Source organism: Rhodococcus sp. IEGM 1354 (genome assembly GCF_030056855.1).
GTDB lineage: Bacteria > Actinomycetota > Actinomycetes > Mycobacteriales > Mycobacteriaceae > Rhodococcoides.
This window is the reverse complement of the sequence record NZ_JASHKT010000005.1, coordinates 224,842-246,150: the sequence shown is the minus strand read 5'-3', so window position 1 is coordinate 246,150 and position 21,309 is coordinate 224,842. Positions and strand designations below refer to the sequence as shown.

Here is a 21,309-nt window from a genome sequence, read left to right as displayed (position 1 = left end):
AAACCCAAGAGGAAAGGTATTAACCAGTGGCAGTCGAGATGTTCTACGACGACGATGCTGATCTGTCGATCATCCAGGGCCGCAAGGTCGCTGTGATCGGCTACGGAAGCCAGGGCCACGCGCACTCGCTGAGCCTGCGCGACTCCGGCGTCGATGTTCGCATCGGCCTGGCGGCAGGCTCGAAGTCCCGCGCCAAGGCGGAGGAGCAGGGCCTGAAGGTCGGCACTCCGGCAGAGGTGTCCGAGTGGGCCGACGTGATCATGGTGCTCGCACCCGATACCGCTCAGGCCAAGATCTTCTCCGAGGAGATCGAGCCCAACCTGAAGGACGGCGACGCGCTGTTCTTCGGCCACGGCCTCAACATTCACTTCGACCTGATCAAGGCTCCGGAGTTCGTCACCGTCGGCATGGTTGCCCCCAAGGGTCCCGGCCACCTCGTGCGTCGCCAGTTCGTCGACGGCAAGGGCGTTCCCGCGCTCATCGCCATCGACCAGGACCCGAAGGGCGAGGGCCAGGCACTGGCTCTGTCGTGGGCCAAGGGCATCGGCGGCACCCGCGCAGGCGTCATCAAGACCACGTTCAAGGAAGAGACCGAGACCGACCTGTTCGGTGAGCAGGCCGTGCTGTGCGGCGGCACCGAGGAGCTCGTCAAGACCGGCTTCGAGGTCATGGTCGAGGCCGGCTACGCACCCGAGATGGCGTACTTCGAGGTCCTGCACGAGCTCAAGCTCATCGTCGACCTCATGTACGAGGGCGGCATCGCCCGCATGAACTACTCGGTGTCCGACACCGCGGAGTTCGGCGGGTACCTATCCGGACCGCGTGTCATCGACGCAGGCACCAAGGAGCGCATGAAGGCCATTCTGGCCGACATCCAGTCGGGCGAATTCACCCGTCGCCTCGTCGCCAACGTCGAGAACGGCAACACCGAGCTCGAAGGCCTGCGCAAGGCCAACGCCGAGCACCCCATCGAGGTCACCGGCAAGAAGCTGCGCGACCTCATGAGCTGGGTCGACCGCCCGATCACCGAGACGGCTTGATTCTCATCGAATCGCGTTGTCACGCAATCTGATCGAAGGGCACCCCTGGATTGCCGGGGGTGCCCTTCGGTGCGTGAGTCCGGTGGCGTCACCGTGTGACGGCTCGGGCCTCTAAACTGTTCGTGCTGCACAGCCCGCCGAATTTTTCCGACCACGTCTCGAACCGATATAGGGAGTTTTTCACGTGAGCCAGCCAGGCCGTCCTGTCGTTCTGATCGCCGACAAACTTGCGCCGTCCACCGTCGAGGCACTGGGCGACGGCGTCGAGGTTCGCTGGGTCGACGGTCCGGATCGCCCCGCGTTGCTCGCTGCAGTTCCCGAGGCCGACGCCATTCTCGTGCGGTCCGCGACCACGGTCGACGCCGAGGTGCTCGCTGCCGGCATCAACCTCAAGATCGTCGCCCGCGCCGGTGTCGGCCTGGACAACGTCGACGTACCCGCAGCCACCGAGCGCGGCGTCCTCGTCGTCAACGCACCGACCTCCAACATCCACACGGCCGCCGAGCATGCGGTGACGTTGCTTCTCGCCGCCGCGCGCCAGATCCCCGCTGCCGACGCCACCCTGCGTCAGCACGAGTGGAAGCGCAGCAAGTTCAACGGTGTCGAGATCTTCGGCAAGACCGTCGGCGTCGTCGGGCTCGGCCGAATCGGCCAGCTCTTCGCGCAGCGTCTGGCCGCGTTCGAGACCCACATCATCGCGTACGACCCCTACGTCTCGGCAGCACGCGCTGCGCAGCTCGGCATCGAACTGGTGAGCCTGGACGAGCTGCTCGAGCGGGCCGACATGTTCTCGGTGCACCTGCCCAAGACGCCGGAGACCAAGGGCATCATCGGTAAGGAAGCCCTCGCCAAGACCAAGCCCGGGGTCATCGTCGTCAACGCCGCACGCGGTGGACTGGTCGACGAGCAGGCACTGGCCGACGCCATCACCTCCGGGCACGTGTTCGCCGCGGGCATCGACGTCTACGCCTCCGAGCCGTGCACCGACAGCCCGTTGTTCGAGCTGCCGCAGGTCGTCGTCACTCCTCACCTCGGGGCGTCGACCACCGAAGCACAGGACCGAGCGGGCACCGATGTGGCCAAGTCCGTATTGCTTGCCCTCGCAGGCGAATTCGTGCCCGACGCGGTCAACGTCAAGGGTGGGGCCGTCGGCGAAGAGGTATCGCCGTGGCTCGAAATCGTGCGTAAGCAGGGTGTGCTGCTCGGAGCCCTGTCCGACGAGCTGCCCACCTCGTTGTCGGTGGACGTTCGCGGCGAACTCGCGAGCGAGGACGTGCAGATCCTGAAACTGTCCGCGCTGCGCGGACTGTTCTCGGCCGTCATCGAGGATTCGGTCACGTTCGTCAACGCTCCGTCGCTGGCCGAGGAGCGCGGTGTCACAGCAGAAGTGACCACCGCTCCCGAGAGCGAGAACCACCGCAGTGTCGTCGACATTCGCGCCGTCTACGGCGACGGATCGGTGCTCAACGTTGCCGGCACTCTGACGGGTACCTCGCAGGTCGAGAAGATCGTCAACATCAACGGCCGCAACTTCGACCTCCGCGCCGAGGGCAAGAACCTCATCGTCAACTACGCGGATCAGCCCGGCAGCCTGGGTCGAATCGGAACCCTGCTCGGCGACGCCGGAATCGACATCCAGGCCGCAGCATTGAGCCAGGACTCCGAGGGCGACGGTGCCACCATTCTGCTGCGCGTCGACAAGGACGTTCCGGCAGAGCTCAGTGCGAGCATCGCCACCGCAGTGGGTGCCTCCACCATCGAGCTGGTCGACCTGTCCTGATCGCTCGCAGCCGATCGGACCGACACGAACTACGAGGAGTGAAATGAAGCTGGCCGTCATCGCCGGAGACGGAATCGGACCGGAGGTCGTCACCGAAGCGCTTGCCGTTCTCGACGTGGTCGCACCCGGAGCCGAGAAGACCGAGTACGACCTCGGTGCGCGGCGCTACAACGCCACCGGAGAGCTGCTGCCGGATTCGGTGTTGGCAGAACTGCGTGAGCACGACGCAATTCTGTTGGGAGCCATCGGCGATCCGTCGGTGCCCAGCGGAGTTCTCGAGCGTGGGCTGTTGCTGCGGGCGCGATTCGAGCTGGATCACCACATCAATCTGCGTCCGGCCAAGCTGTATCCCGGAGTTGTCGGCCCGTTGGCGGGCGACAAGCAGATCGACGTCGTCGTCGTTCGCGAGGGTACCGAGGGTCCGTACACCGGAAACGGCGGTGCACTGCGCGTCGGTACACCGCACGAGGTGGCCACCGAGGTCAGCGTCAACACTCGTTACGGCGTGGAGCGCGTGGTGCGCAACGGTTTCGAGCGGGCGCTGACTCGCAAGAAGCACCTGACGCTGTTGCACAAGACCAACGTGCTGACGTTTGCCGGCAGCCTGTGGGCCCGCACGGTCGAGGCGGTCTCGGCAGAATATCCGGATGTCGAGGTTGCGTATCAGCACATCGATGCCGCGATGATTCACCTCGTCACCGATCCCGGCCGGTTCGACGTGATCGTCACCGACAACCTGTTCGGCGACATCGTGACCGACCTCTCGGCTGCCGTCACCGGCGGAATCGGTTTGGCCGCCAGTGGAAACATCGACGCCACCGGTACCAACCCCAGCATGTTCGAGCCGGTCCACGGCAGTGCGCCGGATATCGCCGGTCAGCAGAAAGCCGATCCGACGGCTGCGATCCTGTCGGTGTCGCTACTGCTGGCACACCTCGGAGACGCCTCGAACGCTGCACGGGTCGAGGCCGCTGTTGCAGCGGACCTCGCCGAACGGGGAACCACGACCGCGTCGACGAAGGAGATCGGCGCACGAATCGCCGCTCGCCTGTAACTCTCACGCCACGTCATGCCACGGTGGGCCGACAGCCCACCGTGGCATGACGTGTATCACGGGCATGTCACCTTTCGGCGCATCAGCCGGCGCGGTCTGCTCCGGCGTCGGACGTCTCGTCCGAGGGCTCGGGGGCAGGATCGTCGGGCACGATCGGTACGGAGAGCGCGGGAAAGACCGCCGACACCAGGAATGCGACAGGAAAGCTGATCGCAGCAATTGCCCCGAACACCGGCGGCACAGCCGAGGCGAACACGTACTGACTCGTGTTCTGCACCCCGAGAGCGCGTCCGCTCCAATACGGTCCCGAGATTTCCGCCACGGCCGTGAACGCCAGACCGTTCGGGGCGACGGTGGCGACGGACGCGACGACGAGCAGGACGATGGCGACGGGGGAGTCGAACCAGTCGGCGATGCCCAGCCCGAGCATGCTGGCAGCGGCCGTCACGGCGACCCACCGCAGCGGCCGCATGCGGCTACCGACACGGTCGGACAGCGCGCCGACGCTCATCCGGCCCAGTGCTCCGAGAATCTGGGTCAGCGTGACGAGGACACCTGCGGCTGCGGCCGTCCACCCTCGGTCGGTCATCAGCCAGACGAGCGCATACGTCCACACCACGTACTGCGGCACCACCAACAGGATGGACGTGGCGTGAATGCGCCACAGTTGGCTGCTGCTGCGGTACGGATTGTCGAGCAGACCCTGCGCCGCCGCATCGATGCGGTTCGGGCGGGGAGGGTCGACGACAGCCAGACACAGCAGGGCGCTCGCAGCGCATACGACAGCGGGCACGAGCAGGGCCGCGCCGACGCCGTGGTCACGCGCGATTGGCGGGATGGTCAGTGCCGCGACGGCGACGCCGAGAGGCACCGACATCTGTCTGATGCCCATGGCCAGTCCGCGGCGATGCGGCGGAAACCACCCCACCACGACGCGTCCGCTCGCGCTGTTCGCGCTGGCCGCAGCCATACCGCCGATCAACAGCAGGGCGGCGAGCACCGGAATGGACGTGCTCAACACGGCAGCCAGGCTCGCGGCGGCGGTGAGCCCGAGCCCGATCACCAGCACGAGACGTTCGCCGATGCGGTCGACGAGCACGCCCCATGCGATGAGGGTCAGCATGATGCCCACGGTGGGCATCGCAACCACGAATCCTGCAGTCGCAAGTCCGAGTCCCCGGTCGTCGTGCAGGGCGGGGATGAGAAATGCAGCACCGTTGATGAAGACGGCACCGGCAGTCTGCGCGAGCATCCCGAGCACGAGCATGAACCACCGTCGCGTCTCGCCGATACTGGTCAGCTGCTTCGTGGCGCTCATTCCGACCCTTCGTCTCAATATATGAACATATTATCTTGCTATTTGGATACAAGCGGAACATTACACCGGCGAAAGATCGGCGGACAGGACGGCATCGGCGTGCGGAGAACGGCAGTCGATAGACTTTCGACATGCGTCTCGGTCGAATTGCAAGTCCTGATGGTGTGGCATTCGTGAGTATCGAAGGTGAGGGGGATGCCCGGACGGCGAAGGAAATTGCCGAACATCCCTTCGGCACACCGACGTTCACGGGTCGATCGTGGCCACTGGCCGACGTGCGACTGCTCGCACCGATCCTCGCCAGCAAGGTCATCGCCATCGGTAAGAACTACGCCGCTCACGCCGCCGAGATGGGTGGTGAAGCGCCGGAGACTCCTGTCATTTTCATCAAGCCGAACACCTCCATCGTCGGGCCGGGTGCAGCGATCGTGCTGCCACCGTCGTCGAACGAGGTGCACTACGAGGGCGAACTCGCCATCGTGATCGGTCGTCCGTGCAAGGACGTGCCCGCCTCCAAGGCGTACGACGTGGTGCTCGGATACACCGTCGCAAACGACGTCTCGGCACGCGACCACCAGAAGCACGACGGGCAATGGACCCGGGCGAAGGGACACGACACGTTCTGCCCTCTCGGGCCGTGGATCGAGACGTCCCTCGATCCGTCCGACCTGGAGATCAAGACCGAGGTCGACGGCGTCGTCAAGCAGCAGAGTCGTACTTCGCTTCTGCTCCACGATATTCCGAAGATCATCGAGTGGGTGTCCGCAGTGATGACCCTGCTGCCCGGAGACGTCATTCTGACCGGAACGCCCGAGGGTGTCGGCCCCATCACCGACGGAGACAGTGTGTCGATCACCGTCGAGGGAATCGGAACCCTGACCAACCCAGTCGCAGCGAAGAAGTAGGACAACGATGACCACAGCAGCAGACGTCCGCGTTCGGTTCTGCCCGTCGCCCACCGGTACACCGCACGTCGGTCTGGTCCGCACCGCCCTGTTCAATTGGGCGTTCGCGCGACATCACGGCGGCACGTTCGTCTTTCGGATCGAGGACACCGACGCGGCTCGCGATTCCGAGGAGTCCTACGCAGCGTTGCTCGATGCTCTGCGATGGCTCGGTCTGGACTGGGACGAGGGACCCGAGGTGGGCGGTCCCTACGAGCCTTACCGCCAGTCGCAGCGGCGCGATCAGCACGTGGCTGTCGTACAGCAACTGCTCGACGCCGGCGAAGCCTACGAGTCGTTCTCGACGCCCGAGGAAGTCGAAGCGAGGCACAAGGCCGCCGGGCGTGACCCCAAGCTCGGCTACGACAACTTCGACCGGGACCTGACGCCGGAGCAGCGGCAGGGCTTTCTCGACGAGGGGCGCGGGGCCGTCGTGCGGCTGCGGATGCCCGATCACGATCTGACGTGGAACGACCTCGTACGCGGCGAGACCACGTTCAAGGCAGGGACCGTACCGGACTTCGCCCTGACTCGCGGCAACGGAGTTCCGTTGTACACGTTGGTCAATCCGGTCGACGATGCCCTTATGAAGATCACGCATGTGCTGCGCGGCGAGGACCTGTTGTCGTCGACGCCTCGTCAGCTCGCACTGTACGAGGCACTGATCCGAATCGGCGTGGCCGACCGCACCCCGGAGTTCGGACATCTGCCGTTCGTGATGGGCCAGGGCAACAAGAAGCTGTCCAAGCGTGACCCCGAATCGAACCTGTTCATCCACCGCGATCGAGGCTTCGTCCCGGAGGGGCTGCTGAACTACCTGGCGCTTCTCGGGTGGGGTATCTCCGACGATCACGACGTGTTCTCGCTCGACGAGATGGTGGCGGCGTTCGAGATCTCGTCGGTCAATTCCAATCCGGCGCGGTTCGACCAGAAGAAGGCCGATGCGATCAACGCCGAGCACATCAGGATGTTGGCGGCAGACGACTTCGCGGCACGGCTACGCGAATTCCTGGTTGCTCGAGGGCATCTCACCGAGCCGGTCGACGAGAAGATGTTTGCTGTTGCAGCGGATCTGGTGCAGACGCGCATCGTCGTGCTGTCGGATGCGTGGGGCCTGTTGAAGTTTCTCTTCGTCGACGACGCGGAGTTCGAGATCGATCCTGCGGCGGCGGCCAAGAATCTCGGTGCAGATGCGGCACCTGTGCTCGACGCCGCCATCGAGGCGTTGACGGCAGTGACGGATTGGTCGACGGCCGAGCTGGAAGTCGCGCTCAAGGACGCACTCGTCGAGAAGATGGAACTCAAGCCCCGCAAGGCCTTCGCGCCGGTTCGGGTGGGAGTCACCGGCTCTCACATCAGCCCGCCGCTGTACGAGTCCATGGAACTTCTCGGCCGCGAGAGGACCCTCGCTCGTCTGACCGCCGCACGTACTCTCATCGCGTGACGGCGGTGCGCCGTCGGCCGTCGAGGTCGGTCGGAGACCTTCGCACATGAGCGTCGCCGACCGACTGGATCGACTGCAGCGCAGGCGTCCGGTTCTCGGATTCCCGATTGCGGTGGTCTACAAGTTCGTCGACGATCAGGGTGGTTACCTGGCCGCGCTGATCACGTACTACGCATTCGTCTCGCTCTTTCCTGCGCTACTGCTCTTCTCCGTGATTCTGGGCATCGTGTTGATGGGCAACCCGGAGTTGCAACAACAGATCCTGAACTCGGCACTCGGTCAGATCCCGGCGATCGGGGAAGAACTGGGGCGTCCCGAACGGATAGGTGGCGGCACGGTCGGTCTGACGGTGGGCATCCTCGGGTCGCTGTACGGCGGGCTCGGTGTGTCCGTTGCGCTGCAGAACGCGATGAACACCGCATGGGCAGTACCGAAGAATCTTCGGCCCGATCCCATTCGAGCCCGAGTGCGGGGATTGGGGTTGCTGAGCACCGTAGGTTTGGCGGTACTGGCGATCACCGCACTCAATGTGCTCAGTGCCGCAGGATATTTCGGCCCGGAATCCGGTCTCGTCGTGTTCGTGATCGGAACGCTGCTGTACGTCGGGGTGTTCGTCGTTGCGTTTCGGCTCGCCACAGTGCGAGCGGTGTCGATCCGACAGGTACTTCCGGGAGCAGTAGCGGCCGGTCTGACGTGGCAGCTGCTGCAGACCTTCGGCGGTGTGTACGTGAAGTACGTCGCCGCGAGTGCGACTGTGACGAACGGTGTCTTTGCGGTTGTGCTCGGGCTGTTGGCCTTCCTGTACGTGACCTCGGTATCGATCGTTATCTGCATCGAGATCAACGTGGTTCGTGTCGACAGGCTGTTCCCGCGGGCCCTTCTGGCCCCGTTCACCGACGACGTCGAACTGACCGAAGGTGACAAACTCACCTACACCGGACAGGCAGAAGCACAGCGCAGCACCGCGTTCGAGGAAATAGACGTGACGTTCGAGGATCCGCCGAGCACTCAGTCGGACTCGGGCCCGAACTCCGGCTCGGCAGCCGGGGCACCGTAGAAGCGGTCGATCCTCGTCTCCATCGGGAAGCGCACCGCCGTGTCGCCGAACATCAGACGGGTAGCCGAATCTGCCGCCGCCGCAACGGCCTCGGACACCCACGGTGCGTCGCCGAGTGGACAATGCACCACTACTTCGTCGTGCTGAAAGAACACCAACTCACTGCTGCTCGACCGCAATCGTCCGCGCAGATCCGCCAACAGGCACAGCGCCCATTCGGCGGCGGTCGCCTGCACGACGAAGTTGCGGGTGAATCGGCCACGGGCGTGGGCGTCACCGGTGGACCACCACTGCGGCGTCGGGGGAGGGCACGCTCGGCCCAGCCACGACCGGACCACCTCGCCGCGCTCACCGGCCCGCGCAGCCTCTTCCACGACCGCCACCGCATCGGGAAATCTGGCGCGCAAACGCGTCAGCAACGCACGAGCCTCACCCGACGTCGCGCCGTACAGCACCCCGAGAACAGCGACCTTGGCGTGCGCACGGTCACCGTCGAACGACTCGGCCGCGACGGGGGCGTAGAGATCCGCTGTGCCCGCAGCGGCGACCATGCGTGGGTCACCCGACGTCGCGGCGAGAATGCGGGGCTCGAGCTGGCCGGCGTCGGCGGCGACGAAGGTATACCCCGAGTCGGCGATCACGCTGGCGCGCAGTGGCTTGGGGATCTGCAAACCCCCACCGCCCCGGCTCGCCCAGCGGCCGGAGACGACGGCCCCTGGCACGTATACCGGCCGGAAACGATCTCCGCGAACCCACGCGTCCAGCCATGTCCACCCGTTGGTGCTGTGCAGTTTCGACAGATCTCGGTGGCGAAGCAACAGCGGCACCGCAGGATGATCGATGTCTCGGATCACGTGTGCTCGAGTGGATGTGAGCTCGATACCGGCGCGCGCGAAAGCGGCGACCACCTCCACGGGTGACCCGGGGTTCACGCGGCGCCCGAACGCCGACGAGATCTCGTTCTCGAGCTTCACCAACGTGGGAGGAGTCGATCCGTCGACCGGCCTCGCGCCGAGCGCCGCGTCGAGGTGCCGCCGATGCGCGGCGGCCGAGAACGGCAATCCGTCGAAGGTCATCTCCGCCGCCGCCAGAGCTCCGGCCGACTCGGCGGCCGCCAACAACTGCAGCGCTCGATCGTCACCGATCTCCTCGCTCTGACGGCGGTAGTCGGCGAGCACTGCCGCCGGATCCGCATGCGGGTCGGCGTCGAACAATCCGGGTCGAAGGTCTGCGGGTGTGGACGGTGTCGTGGCGCGCCCCGTTCGCATCGCCAGAATGGCACCGACGAGGGCGAGATCGTGGCAGCGCCGGACCCGCACCCCGCCGTCGAGCAGTCGCGGGTAGATGCGGCTCGCGTCCTCCCACACCCAACGGGGAGTGTGCTCTCGCTCGATGGCGGCCACGGAGCCCACCAGATCGTCGGTGACCTCTTCGGCAGGGTGGCCGGCGCCGGACGGGGAGCCGTCCTCGTCGAGGCGGATCAGCACGGCCCCGTTGCCCCGGGGAACGAGCAGCACCTTCATCGGCGTCTGCGAAGTTCGAGAACGCTCACACAACAGGAGTCTGCTGCATGCTCGGCGGCCGGCGATACGCGGGTTCTGCGTTCACGCGATGGTGTTCGAGCGGGCATCGCGGGCGGTCGAGGGCACTTACCAGGGCCCTGAGCAGCCGATTTGGAGAATGGGTAGTGACCTTTGATAGTCTCTATCCCGGCTCGAAACGCAGTGCACATCGATCGGATGTGTATTTCGATTCAAGTCCATTGGGGTATGGTGTAATTGGCAACACAGCGGTTTCTGGTACCGCCATTCTAGGTTCGAGTCCTGGTACCCCAGCGAGCAGGTGAGCGGTGATTTTGCCGCCGATGCCGAGGCAGTTAAGCTATCTCGGCATCACGTGTTCGATACAGCGTCAACAATGCAGGTGAAGTTCCTGGCCCCGTCGTCTAGCGGCCTAGGACGCCGCCCTCTCAAGGCGGTAGCGCGGGTTCGAATCCCGTCGGGGCTACGAAGACAGCACCCCCTCGATCTCCGGATCGAGGGGGTGCTGTCGTTTCGGTGTATCCGTTGTCTCGGTTGCGCGGTGGTGGCGCTTCGCGTCAGACGCTCTTGCGGCGGAACATCTTCTGATGATCCGCCGGACCGTGGGCGTTGTTCACCTTGGGACCACCGTCCTTGTGATCGACGGAATTGTGCGACTTGCTGTTCTTCTGTTCGAGGACCTCGCGGAACTTCTTCTTCAATTCTTCGCTGCCGGATTCTGGCATGGGGCACTCCTTGCAGTCGGCGACCGGCCGGGTGGGCCGTTCGAGACGAACGTACTCCACTTCCGCCGCCTCTTCAGCCGGTTTTTCGCGGTGCTGTCGAGCGGCCTCGGTTCGGCGCTCAGAGGCGCTTGTGCAACGCGTCGGCGGCGGCGAGCAGGTCTGCCGCCCAGCGTGCGCCCGGCTTGCGTCCTATGCGGTCGATCGGTCCGGACACCGAGATCGCAGCCACCACAGCATCGTTGCTGTCGCGAACGGGAGCCGAGACGCTCGCGACCCCCGGCTCACGTTCACCTGCGCTCTGCGCCCACCCTCGCCTGCGGATCTCCAGTAGGACCCGTTCGCCGAATTCGGCATCCGGCAGCACTGTGCGTTGAGTCTGCGAATCCGCCCACGCCAGAAGAACTTTCGCACCGGAGCCGGCTGTCATGGGTAGCCGGGCCCCGACGAGCACGGTATCTCGGAGACCGGTCGGGGGTTCCATGGATGCGACACAGACGCGAACGGTCCCCTCGCGGCGGTAGATCTGCACGCTCTCTCCGGTGATTTCGCGAAGCCGAGGCAGTACCGATGCTGCGGCGTCGAGCAGTGCGTCCGACGCGCTGGCCGCCAGTTCCCCCAGCCCCGGCCCGGTGCGCCACAATCCGTCGGAATCGCGCACCAGGAGGCGGTGGGTTTCGAGCCCGACCGCGAGGCGGTGCGCGGTGGCGCGGGGCAGCGCTGTGCGGGCACACAGGTCGTTGAGAGTGCAGGGTGTCTCGGCCACTGCATGCAACACGGCCATGGCCTTGTCGAGGACACCGATACCGCTCGATTTGTCGACGGTGCCGCTCAGGCTATGCTGTCTCATAGAACGATATTAGACTCCCGAATGCTGAGATTGCACAACCGCGAGAAGTCCAGCGTGCCGCGGGGGATGATGTCGAGACGATCACGCGAGGTGGACCAGCCCGTCCGCCGGCGCGACGACAGGGAAGACGAGGTCTGCGACAGCGATGTCCGAAACGACGAAATCCGATGCGTCCGTAGTGCAAGCGCCGAAGACGCTGGCGGAGAAGGTGTGGGACCGACATGTGGTTGTGCCCGGTGGGGGAGAAGGCGGTGCACGTGAGCCGGATCTGATCTACATCGATCTGCACCTCGTGCACGAGGTCACCAGCCCGCAGGCATTCGACGGTCTGCGGTTGGCCGGCCGCAAGCTTCGTCGCCCCGACCTGACGATCGCAACGGAGGACCACAACGTCCCGACGGCCGACATCTTCGCGCCCATTGCCGATCTCGTCTCACGCACTCAGGTCGACACCCTTCGCCGCAACTGCGAGGAGTTCGGAGTTCGGTTGTACCCGATGGGAGATCTCGATCAGGGCATCGTCCACATCATCGGCCCGCAGCTCGGTCTGACCCAGCCGGGTATGACGATCGTGTGCGGAGACAGTCACACCTCGACGCACGGCGCATTCGGTTCGATCGCAATGGGAATCGGCACCAGCGAGGTCGAGCATGTGATGGCCACCCAGACTCTGTCTCTGCGACCGTTCAAGACCATGGCCATCACCGTCGACGGGGAATTGGCTCCCGGCGTGACGAGCAAGGATCTGATTCTCGCGGTGATCGCCAAGATCGGCACCGGAGGCGGACAGGGATACGTGCTCGAGTACCGCGGTGAGGCCATCCGCAAGTTGTCGATGGAAGCCCGAATGACCATCTGCAACATGTCGATCGAGGCCGGGGCGCGAGCGGGCATGATCGCACCCGACGAGATCACGTACGAATACCTGAAGGGTCGGCCACATGCACCCCAGGGGGCGGACTGGGATACTGCGGTGGCCGCGTGGAACGAACTGGCGACCGACGCGGATGCAGTGTTCGACAACGAGGTACACATCGATGCGAGCACTCTGACGCCGTTCGTCACCTGGGGAACGAACCCGGGTCAAGGTGCTCCGTTGGGAGACACCGTGCCCGATCCCGAGGCAATGCTCGACGAGGGCGAGCGCGTGTCGGCCCAGAAGGCCTTGCAGTACATGGGTCTCGAAGCCGGGACGCCGATCCGCGACATCTCCGTCGACACCGTGTTCGTCGGCTCCTGCACCAACGGCCGCATCGAGGATCTGCGCGCTGTGGCGTCCGTACTCGAGGGCCGCCGCGTCGCAGACGGCGTGCGAATGCTGGTGGTACCCGGGTCGATGCGGGTGCGCGCGCAGGCCGAAGAGGAAGGACTCGGTGAGATCTTCACCGCAGCAGGGGCCGAGTGGCGGCAGGCCGGCTGCTCGATGTGTCTGGGAATGAACCCCGATCAGCTCACCTCGGGAGAACGCTCGGCGTCCACGTCCAACCGCAATTTCGAGGGGCGTCAGGGCAAGGGCGGTCGCACTCACCTCGTGTCGCCTCTGGTTGCGGCGGCCACTGCAGTTCGCGGAACCCTGTCCTCTCCGGCGGATCTCGCGTAAGAGCGAGCTCTCCGACCGGATCGATCGAACTCACAGGAGAAATTTCGATGGAAGCTTTCACTCGACACAAAGGCATCGGCGTTCCGCTCCGGCGGTCCAATGTCGACACCGATCAGATCATTCCGGCGGTCTATCTCAAACGAGTGACCCGCACCGGATTCGAGGACGGATTGTTCGCCGGCTGGCGGTCCGATCCGAACTTCATCTTGAACCTCGAACCCTACGACCGTGGTTCGGTTCTCGTTGCGGGGCCGGACTTCGGCACGGGATCGTCACGCGAGCACGCTGTCTGGGCGCTGTCGGACTTCGGTTTCAGGGTCGTCATCGCATCCAGATTCGCCGATATCTTCCGCGGAAACATGGGCAAGGCCGGCTTGGTGGCGGCCGAGGTGGAGCAATCGGACGTCGAATTGCTGTGGAAAGCCTTAGAAGAACAGCCCGGTCTGGAACTCGTCGTGGACCTCGTCGACAAGACGGTCACGGCTGGAACCCTGGTGGTGCGCTTCGCGATTGACGACTACACGAGGTGGCGCCTTTTGGAGGGTCTGGACGACATCGGACTGACATTACGCCAGGTAGAGGCCATTACGGAGTACGAAAAGTCAAGGCCTTCATACAAACCCCTCACCCTTCCGGCAAGGATCGAGGAGCCTTCGAAAAGCTGACGGATGGGGGGTCCGACACGCTTTGCGGCCCTGAAGCATTCCGCGACACCGAAATGAAAATTGGCGTGGCGCATAGACTCTTGACGACTTGGGGTTTACCGTTGTAGTAGTCGGTCCGACGATGGGCCACAATATTGCGGAGGAAATCCATGAACAAGGCAGAGCTGATTGACGCCCTGACCGAGAAGTTGGGGTCTGACAGGCGGAGCGCCACAGAGGCTGTCGAGAACATCGTCGACACCATCGTGCGCGCGGTCCACCGCGGCGAGAGTGTCACGATCACGGGCTTCGGCGTGTTCGAGCAGCGTCGTCGCGCAGCGCGTGTCGCCCGCAACCCCCGCACCGGTGAGACCGTTCGCGTCAAGCCGACCAATGTTCCGGCATTCCGTCCGGGCGCGCAGTTCAAGGCCGTCATCGCCGGTGGACAGAAGTTGCCCGCAACCGGACCTGCCGTCAAGCGCGGTTCGGCTGCAGCTCCGGCCAAGAAGACTGCGGCAGCGAAGAAGACGGCCGCCAAGAAGGCAGCGGTGAAGACGACCGCCCGCAAGGCCACCACCGCGGCAGCCAAGAAGGCGGCTCCGGCAAAGACGGCCGCCAAGAAGGCAGCTCCCGCAAAGACGGCCGCCAAGAAGGCAGCTCCCGCAAAGACCACCGCGCGCAAGACGACGACGGCCGCTGCCAAGAAGGCTCCGGCCAAGACGACCGCACGCAAGGCCGCAACCACCACGGCTCCGGCCAAGAAGGCTCCGGCCAAGACAGCGGCCAAGAAGACCGTCGCCAAGAAGGCCCCGGCCAAGAAGGCCCCGGCCAAGAAGGCTCCCGCGAAGCGCGCTGCAAAGAAGTAACGCTCGATCGGCTCCGGTCACCCACGATCGGGTCGTTCTCGCATTCCACAAAAGGCCCCGACCGAAATTTCGGTCGGGGCCTTCTGCTGTGTTCGTGATTCGAGAATCCTCGCATGCAACTCAGTCGTCGGCAACGAGGGTCGGTAGTGGGCTGGCGATGTGGTCGGCCGCAACGAGCCGACCGTCGTGGCGCGAGAGCACCCACACGCTCCCTTTGCGATTTCTGTTGGCAGGCAACGTGATGCCGTCCTTGTCGGCCCACCATCGCATGAGGTCGGGGATCACCTTGCCTTGGCTGCAGATCACCGGTGTACCCATCGTCTCGGCGATGTCGCGAGCCCGGTGGCGGCCCTTTCGGGGGTCCTCGGCGTACCCTTCCTCGGACAGCAGGTGCTCCGGCTCGACCTGCACGCCCAGCGATTCGGCAAACGGCGCGACCGTCTGTTCGCATCGGACGCGGTCGGCAGCACACACCGAGTCACCTCCGAACGCTCCGAGCAGTGAGACCAGTGCCTCGGCCTGACGTCTACCGGTTTTGTCCAGGGGGCGATCGGCGTCGTAGCCCTTGTATCGCGACCGCGAGCCGGCACTGCCGTGCCGGACCAGCAGCACGGTCGACGTAGCGGCCGGCTTGGCGACGAATCGTCGAAGAATCTTGTGGTCCATGGGATACGAGAGTTCGCCGCCGATCTTGTCGGGTGCGATCCAACGGAGTTCGTCCACTTCGTCGTTCGGGACGAATTCTCCGCCGGTTGCCTCGGCAGCCCAGTAGAGCACCTTCTTCATGCGACGGTGGCCGGGAATCGGGTAGGTGACGTACGACAGCGACCGTCCGAGAGTCGAGTCGAAGCCCGTCTCCTCCTTGACTTCTCGGACAGCCGCGTCGACCGCTGTCTCCCCGGGATCGAGCTTTCCCTTGGGAAACGACCAGTCGTCGTACTTCGGCCTGTGTACCAGAGCTACTTCCACCATCGAGTCGTTCTCCGGCGATCGTCGCCACAGAATCGATCCGGCAGCGAAGATGTTGGCGCGGGGGGAGCCATCGGAAGTGCCCATCAGGACGCCTGATTCCTCCGGCTGCGCATCAATTCCACCTGGTGTTCTCGGACACTCTCGCCTTGCGCAGGCGATGCGACCCAGCCACCGTCCGGCCCCAGTTCCCAGCACCGGGTGGTGGGGTCGAGGGCCGAGTCGAAGATGTCACCGAGTTGCTTGGTCAGCTTCGGATCCTTGACCTGGGCCATCACTTCCACTCGCCGGTCGAGGTTTCGGTGCATCATGTCGGCGCTGCCGATCCAGAATTCGTCCGCACCCTGGAAGTGCAGAACCCGTGAGTGTTCGAGGAATCGGCCGAGAATGGACCGAACTTCGATGTTCTCCGACAGGCCCGGTACGCCCGGCTTGAGTGCGCAGATCCCGCGAACGACCACCTTGACGGGGACCCCCGCGACCGATGCGCGGTACAGAGCGTCGATCACCTGCTCGTCGACAAGAGCGTTGGCCTTGAGGCGAATTCCGGCTGTGCGGCCCGCCTTGAGGTGCTCGACTTCCGCTTCGATGCGCTCGACGATGCCGCGTCGCACGCCGTACGGGGCGACGAGGAGATTGCGGTACTTGGACTTTCGCGAATATCCGGTGAGGGAGTTGAACAGGTCGGTGAGGTCGGCACCGATTTCGGGCGACGACGTGAGCAACCCGACGTCCTCGTAGATACGCGCCGTCTTGGGGTTGTAGTTGCCCGTGCCGATATGGCAGTACCGGCGGATGACCGAACCTTCTCGGCGGACGACGAGGCAGGTCTTGCAGTGAGTCTTCAACCCGACGAGGCCGTAGACCACGTGCACCCCGGCCTTTTCGAGCTTGCGTGCCCACTCGATGTTCGCCTGCTCGTCGAATCGTGCCTTGATCTCGACGAGGGCGACCACCTGCTTGCCGGCCCCGGCCGCGTCGACGAGTGCGTTGACGATCGGCGAGTCACCCGAGGTGCGGTACAGAGTTTGCTTGATCGCGAGGACTTGCGGATCGGCTGCGGCTTGTTCGATGAATCGCTGCACGCTGGTGGAGAACGAATCGTACGGGTGATGCACCAGAACGTCGCCGTCGCGAAGCGTCGAGAACACGCTCTTCGGGGTTTCGCGCTCACCGAACGCGGGGTGTGTTGCCGGGACGAAGGGAGCGTCCTTGAGATTGGGGCGGTCGACACTGTAGACCTGCCACAGGCAGGACAGATCGAGCAGACCGGGAACCTGAATGACGTCGCCCGGATCGACGTCGAGTTCGCGCAGCAACAATTCGAGCATGTGCTCGGTCATGTCGTCGGCGATCTCGAGGCGGACGGGAGAACCGAAACGCCTACGGGCCAGCTCACGTTCGAGTGCCTGCAGGAGATCCTCGTCGCGGTCCTCTTCGACCTCGAAATCGGCGTTGCGAGTAATGCGGAACGCGTGGCTCTCGACCACCTCCATGCCGGGGAACAGCACGTCGAGGTGCGCCGAGATCAATTCCTCCATCGACAGGAAGGCGTCGATGCGATGGCTTCCCTCGCCGCGCTTGACGCGCACGAATCGGTCGACGTTGTCGGGTACCTTCACGCGGGCGAAGTGCTCGCCGGTTGTGGAGTAATCCTTCACCGTCACAGCGAGATTCAGGCTCAGGCCGCTGATGTACGGGAAGGGGTGCGCCGGGTCGACGGCCAGCGGGGTGAGGACCGGGAAGACCTGTTCGGTGAAATAGTCGGACAGACGCGCACGCTCGTCGCTGTCGAGATCGGACCACCGGATGATCGCGATGCCCTCGGCCGTGAGCTCGGGCAGGATCGCATCGAGCAGTACTCGGGCGTGTTTGAGTGCGAGCTCCTGAGTGCGCTGTCCGATGACCGCGAGCTGCTCACGCGGGGTCATGCCATCGGCGGATCGAACCGACAGGCCGGTCTCGTCGCGGCGTTTGAGCCCTGCGACGCGAACCATGTAGAACTCGTCCAGATTGGACGCGTAGATGGCCAGGAACTTGGCGCGCTCGAGCAGCGGCAGAGACGAGTCCTCTGCGAGCGCGAGAACGCGGGAGTTGAAATCGAGCCAGCTCAATTCCCGGTTCAGGTAGCGATTTTCGGGAAGCACCATGGTGGCATCCACCGATTCCGGAGTGGCGGCAGGAAGGGCGGAGGGAATGCTCGGCATCGTTGCGGTCACCGGGGCGCTCCACACCGGCTCCGCACCGTTGCTGTCGGCACCGTTGCTCTCCGCGGTCTCGATCGCCGGATCTTCGGTCGCTGGCTGTGCGTCGTCTGTGCTCACAGCACGATCATCCCCCATACCCGCCGCCGGTGAAACTCCGATGACCGAACTTGTTCGCACGTTCACCGAATCACGCGGTGGTTGCAGATTCCTCGTCGCTCCAACCGAGTGAGCGAAGAACGGCTGTCGTCTCCGGTCCGACCCCGAGTCGATGAGCCCGACGTACGTCGTCGACGGTGTCGACGTCCAGTCGCAGTCCCGGCCACATGCCGTCCAGCGGTCGCGCTCCCGACAAGGTGTGGCGGCGTGCGGAATCCGACCCGAACAGCGGTGCGAGCTCGTCGGCTGAATTTTTCAGGATCAGCGCCGCGGTTCCGGTGCCGTGATGGTCGACCACGACCGACCTGCCGCCGGAGACCGCCGTTGCATACGCCTGCGCGAGTTCGGCAGGACGCAGCGCAGGCAGATCCGCTTGCAGCGCAACGATGTCGACCCGATCGGACGGGACGGCGCCGGGGTTCTCGTGACGATCGCGTGGTGCGTGATCGACTCGTAGCGCGGCCGCAGCAGCGGAGAATGCGGCATTGAGGCGAGCCTCGGGATCTCGAGCGCCGGAAGCCGGTGGTTCGTCCAGCACCCGGGCACCGATTCTTCGAGCGGTGTCGGCGACGACCGGGTCGGGTGTGACGACGGTGACGGAGTCGACCATCGACACCGACCCGGCCGCGGTGACCGTGTCGACGAACATGGCGAGCACCAATCGGGTCCGGTCGGCACCGGAGAACTCGGACGCCAGACGGGACTTCGCTGCTGTCAGGTCCTTGACCGCGATGACGACTCCCACCACGCGGCGCAGCGCATCGGACGGCCGACCCTCACGGTCGTCGTCGCTGCTTCGAATTGCGCCCATGGTGTTCGATCCTGCCAGCGTCACCGATGTCTGCCGACTCCGACCGCCCGGGCCCGTCTGCGCGTTAGGGTGATGCGCGCGTAGGCAGGGCATCGGCGAGCAGGTGAGAGGTTGGCGGCATGAGCAGAGCAGCGGTACTGGGGTCAGGGTCGTGGGGTACCGCATTCGCCAAGGTGTTGGCCGATGCCGGAACCGATGTCACCATGTGGGCGCGCCGAGAGGAACTCGCTGCCTCGATCAGCGAACGGCACGAGAACGCGGACTACCTCCCCGGAATCGAACTGCCGTCGTCGATCCGCGCCACGAGCGATCCGGCGAGCGCCCTCGACGGTGCGGACATCGTGGTGCTCGCGGTACCGTCGCAGAGTCTGCGCGCGAACCTGGGGGAGTGGACGGATGCGATCGCACCGCACGCGACACTGCTGTCTCTGGCAAAGGGAATAGAGACCGGAACGCTCATGCGCATGAGCCAGGTGATTTCACAGGTGACCGGGGCCGATCCCAGCCGGGTGGCCTGCCTGTCCGGGCCGAATCTGGCGCGCCCGATCGCCGAGGGGCAGCCGGCCGCGACCGTCATCGCGTGTTCCGACTCGCAGCGAGCACTTGAAGTCCAAAAAGCTTGCGCGACAGGTTATTTCAGGCCGTACACCAATTCCGACGTCATCGGTGCCGAGATCGGTGGCGCATGCAAGAACGTCATCGCCCTCGCCTGTGGAATGGCCAGCGGTGTCGGCTACGGCGAGAACACCCTCGCGTCGATCATGACACGAGGCCTGGCCGAGATCATCCGGCTCGGTGTCGCACTCGGAGCCACACCGTCGACGCTCTCCGGGCTCGCGGGCGTGGGGGATCTGGTCGCCACCTGCTCGTCGCCGCTCTCGCGCAACCGTACGTTCGGTGAGCGTCTCGGTTCGGGAGGCTCCCTCGAGAGCGCTCAGGAAGCAGCGCACGGGCAGGTTGCCGAGGGCGTGAAGTCCTGTACGTCGGTACGCGCGCTCGCCGAGAGCTACGACGTCGAGATGCCGTTGACCGATGCGGTGCACCGTGTGTGTCACGGGGGAATGTCGGTTCCGGATGCGGTGGGTCACCTGCTGGGGCGTCGAATCAAGCCAGAGTGAGGTCACGTTCTCGACGTGTTCACGAACAGGGCGAATCCGCGTTCGCGGGGAGACGGCGGTACGGTTTGTCACCGTGAGTACTCCCCGAATCAAAGTTGCTGTCGTCTTCGGTGGCCGCAGCAGTGAGCACGCGGTGTCCTGTGTCTCGGCGGGTAGCGTGCTCGCAAATCTGGACCCCGATACCTACGAGGTCGTCCCGGTGGGGATCACCCCCGACGGTGCCTGGGTGCTCGGCTCCAGCGATCCGGATGCGCTGACGATTCGCGATCGAGTACTACCGACGGTGGACAAGTCCGGGGCCGCAGTCTCGTTGAGCACCGATCCGGGACGCGCGGGCGCGCTGATCGCTCTGGGCGAGGGTGACGCCGGTCAGGTCCTGGCTGCTGTCGACGTGGTGTTTCCGGTGCTGCACGGGCCTTACGGCGAGGACGGGACCCTGCAGGGAATGCTCGAACTCGCCGGTGTCCCGTACGTGGGTCCTGGAGTGTTGGCCAGTGCCGCAGGCATGGACAAGGAGTTCACCAAGAAGCTTCTGGGAGCCGACGGACTACCGATCGGCAGGCAGGTCGTGCTGCGACGCGGCACCGATGACCTGACCGAAGCCGAACGCGACCATATCGGGCTACCTGCCTTCGTCAAGCCTGCGCGAGGCGGATCGTCGATCGGAATTTCGCGCATCACCTCGTGGGATCACCTGCATTCGGCGATCGGCGTTGCCCGCGAGCACGACCCCAAGGTGATCGTCGAAGGAATGATCCACGGCCGCGAGGTCGAATGCGGCGTCCTCGAATTCCCCGACGGCAGCGTGCGCGCCAGCGCGATCGCCGAGATTCGGCTCCCCGACGCGGACAGCGACGATCACGCTTTCTACGACTTCGACACCAAATACCTCGACGATGTCAGCGAATTCGACATCCCGGCCGCACTCGACGACGACATCAGCGATCGTATTCGCGAACTCGCAGTCGCAGCCTTCCGCGCACTGGACTGCCAAGGTCTGGCGCGGGTCGACTTCTTCGTCACCGAGGAAGGCCCGGTGATCAACGAGATCAACACGATGCCAGGTTTCACCTCGATCTCGATGTACCCCAAGATGTGGGCCGAGAGCGGAGTCGACTACCCGACACTGATCAGCACCCTGATCGACACCGCTCTCGCTCGCGGCACCGGCCTGCGCTAGAGCTCGGC

Annotated in this window: 18 protein-coding genes and 2 tRNA genes; 13 read left to right on the top strand and 7 right to left on the bottom strand. The window is 64.8% G+C overall.

Annotation, left to right across the window (positions count from 1 at the left end; genetic code table 11):
- Positions 1 to 38 precede the first annotated feature (38 nt).
- The 3 genes from ilvC to QM588_RS13270 all read left to right on the top strand — a co-directional run bounded on the left by ilvC (position 39) and on the right by QM588_RS13270 (position 3,874).
- Positions 39 to 1,040, top strand: coding sequence for a ketol-acid reductoisomerase (gene ilvC / locus QM588_RS13280; protein WP_170944858.1), 1,002 nt, complete (start codon positions 39 to 41; stop codon positions 1,038 to 1,040).
- 184 nt (positions 1,041 to 1,224) lie between these two features.
- Positions 1,225 to 2,820 carry a phosphoglycerate dehydrogenase gene (gene serA / locus QM588_RS13275; RefSeq protein ID WP_283313919.1) on the top strand — a complete coding sequence of 532 codons (1,596 nt, stop codon included), beginning with the start codon at positions 1,225 to 1,227 and terminating at the stop codon, positions 2,818 to 2,820.
- A 43-nt stretch (positions 2,821 to 2,863) separates the two neighbouring features.
- Positions 2,864 to 3,874: a 3-isopropylmalate dehydrogenase gene (locus tag QM588_RS13270; protein ID WP_283313917.1), complete on the top strand. Its 1,011-nt coding sequence runs from the start codon at positions 2,864 to 2,866 to the stop codon at positions 3,872 to 3,874.
- A gap of 82 nt (positions 3,875 to 3,956) precedes the next feature.
- Here the strand turns inward: QM588_RS13270 and QM588_RS13265 are convergent, their stop codons facing one another.
- Entirely contained in the window at positions 3,957 to 5,192 is a 1,236-nt protein-coding gene (locus QM588_RS13265; protein WP_283313915.1) for an MFS transporter, read from the bottom strand.
- Positions 5,193 to 5,323: 131 nt separating this feature from the next.
- Here QM588_RS13265 and QM588_RS13260 point away from each other — a divergent pair, with 131 nt between their 5' ends.
- From QM588_RS13260 to QM588_RS13250, 3 genes are read left to right on the top strand one after another with little or no spacing between them, the layout of a single operon-like run.
- Positions 5,324 to 6,097, top strand: coding sequence for a fumarylacetoacetate hydrolase family protein (locus QM588_RS13260; RefSeq protein ID WP_027496648.1), 774 nt, complete (start codon positions 5,324 to 5,326; stop codon positions 6,095 to 6,097).
- 7 nt (positions 6,098 to 6,104) lie between these two features.
- The gene (gltX, locus tag QM588_RS13255; RefSeq protein WP_283313913.1) at positions 6,105 to 7,580 is read left to right on the top strand and encodes a glutamate--tRNA ligase; all 1,476 of its coding nucleotides are present in this window, start codon (positions 6,105 to 6,107) and stop codon (positions 7,578 to 7,580) included.
- A gap of 46 nt (positions 7,581 to 7,626) precedes the next feature.
- Positions 7,627 to 8,637: a YihY/virulence factor BrkB family protein gene (locus tag QM588_RS13250; RefSeq protein ID WP_283313911.1), complete on the top strand. Its 1,011-nt coding sequence runs from the start codon at positions 7,627 to 7,629 to the stop codon at positions 8,635 to 8,637.
- On the opposite strand, the gene QM588_RS13245 is transcribed toward QM588_RS13250, so the two are convergent.
- Positions 8,589 to 10,160: a bifunctional 3'-5' exonuclease/DNA polymerase gene (locus tag QM588_RS13245; RefSeq protein WP_283313909.1), complete on the bottom strand. Its 1,572-nt coding sequence runs from the start codon at positions 10,158 to 10,160 to the stop codon at positions 8,589 to 8,591. The two genes, QM588_RS13250 and QM588_RS13245, sit on opposite strands and share 49 nt — an antisense overlap.
- Before the next feature lie 240 nt (positions 10,161 to 10,400).
- Here QM588_RS13245 and QM588_RS13240 point away from each other — a divergent pair.
- Together QM588_RS13240 and QM588_RS13235 are read left to right on the top strand one after the other, a co-directional pair.
- Positions 10,401 to 10,472 (top strand) — tRNA-Gln (locus QM588_RS13240).
- Between the two features lie 99 nt (positions 10,473 to 10,571).
- Positions 10,572 to 10,644 (top strand) — tRNA-Glu (locus tag QM588_RS13235).
- A gap of 91 nt (positions 10,645 to 10,735) precedes the next feature.
- Here QM588_RS13235 and QM588_RS13230 read toward each other — a convergent pair.
- Both QM588_RS13230 and QM588_RS13225 read right to left on the bottom strand, forming a co-directional pair.
- Positions 10,736 to 10,903 carry a DUF5302 domain-containing protein gene (locus QM588_RS13230; RefSeq protein WP_283313907.1) on the bottom strand — a complete coding sequence of 56 codons (168 nt, stop codon included), beginning with the start codon at positions 10,901 to 10,903 and terminating at the stop codon, positions 10,736 to 10,738.
- Positions 10,904 to 11,021: 118 nt separating this feature from the next.
- Complete coding sequence (locus QM588_RS13225; RefSeq protein ID WP_283313904.1) at positions 11,022 to 11,750, bottom strand: IclR family transcriptional regulator; 729 nt, start codon at positions 11,748 to 11,750, stop codon at positions 11,022 to 11,024.
- 145 nt (positions 11,751 to 11,895) lie between these two features.
- On the opposite strand from QM588_RS13225, the gene leuC reads away from it, so the two are divergent.
- The 3 genes from leuC to QM588_RS13210 all read left to right on the top strand — a co-directional run bounded on the left by leuC (position 11,896) and on the right by QM588_RS13210 (position 14,860).
- Positions 11,896 to 13,350, top strand: a complete 1,455-nt coding sequence (gene leuC / locus QM588_RS13220; protein WP_283313902.1) for a 3-isopropylmalate dehydratase large subunit — start codon at positions 11,896 to 11,898, stop codon at positions 13,348 to 13,350.
- Between the two features lie 47 nt (positions 13,351 to 13,397).
- Complete coding sequence (gene leuD, locus QM588_RS13215; RefSeq protein WP_283313901.1) at positions 13,398 to 14,015, top strand: 3-isopropylmalate dehydratase small subunit; 618 nt, start codon at positions 13,398 to 13,400, stop codon at positions 14,013 to 14,015.
- 149 nt (positions 14,016 to 14,164) lie between these two features.
- Positions 14,165 to 14,860, top strand: a complete 696-nt coding sequence (locus QM588_RS13210) for an HU family DNA-binding protein (protein ID WP_027496655.1) — start codon at positions 14,165 to 14,167, stop codon at positions 14,858 to 14,860.
- Positions 14,861 to 14,980: 120 nt separating this feature from the next.
- On the opposite strand, the gene QM588_RS13205 is transcribed toward QM588_RS13210, so the two are convergent.
- The 3 genes from QM588_RS13205 to cofC all read right to left on the bottom strand — a co-directional run bounded on the left by QM588_RS13205 (position 14,981) and on the right by cofC (position 19,021).
- Positions 14,981 to 15,916, bottom strand: a complete 936-nt coding sequence (locus tag QM588_RS13205; RefSeq protein ID WP_283313898.1) for an NUDIX hydrolase — start codon at positions 15,914 to 15,916, stop codon at positions 14,981 to 14,983.
- The gene (locus tag QM588_RS13200; protein WP_283314150.1) at positions 15,916 to 18,036 is read right to left on the bottom strand and encodes an RNA degradosome polyphosphate kinase; all 2,121 of its coding nucleotides are present in this window, start codon (positions 18,034 to 18,036) and stop codon (positions 15,916 to 15,918) included. The genes QM588_RS13205 and QM588_RS13200 overlap by 1 nt, the downstream gene beginning before the upstream one ends.
- Before the next feature lie 187 nt (positions 18,037 to 18,223).
- Positions 18,224 to 19,021: a 2-phospho-L-lactate guanylyltransferase gene (gene cofC, locus QM588_RS13195; RefSeq protein ID WP_283314149.1), complete on the bottom strand. Its 798-nt coding sequence runs from the start codon at positions 19,019 to 19,021 to the stop codon at positions 18,224 to 18,226.
- 101 nt (positions 19,022 to 19,122) lie between these two features.
- Here cofC and QM588_RS13190 point away from each other — a divergent pair, with 101 nt between their 5' ends.
- Positions 19,123 to 20,121, top strand: a complete 999-nt coding sequence (locus tag QM588_RS13190) for an NAD(P)H-dependent glycerol-3-phosphate dehydrogenase (RefSeq protein ID WP_283313896.1) — start codon at positions 19,123 to 19,125, stop codon at positions 20,119 to 20,121.
- 73 nt (positions 20,122 to 20,194) lie between these two features.
- Positions 20,195 to 21,301 (top strand): D-alanine--D-alanine ligase family protein, encoded by a 1,107-nt coding sequence (locus QM588_RS13185; RefSeq protein ID WP_283313894.1) that lies wholly within the window; start codon positions 20,195 to 20,197, stop codon positions 21,299 to 21,301.
- Positions 21,302 to 21,309 lie beyond the last annotated feature (8 nt).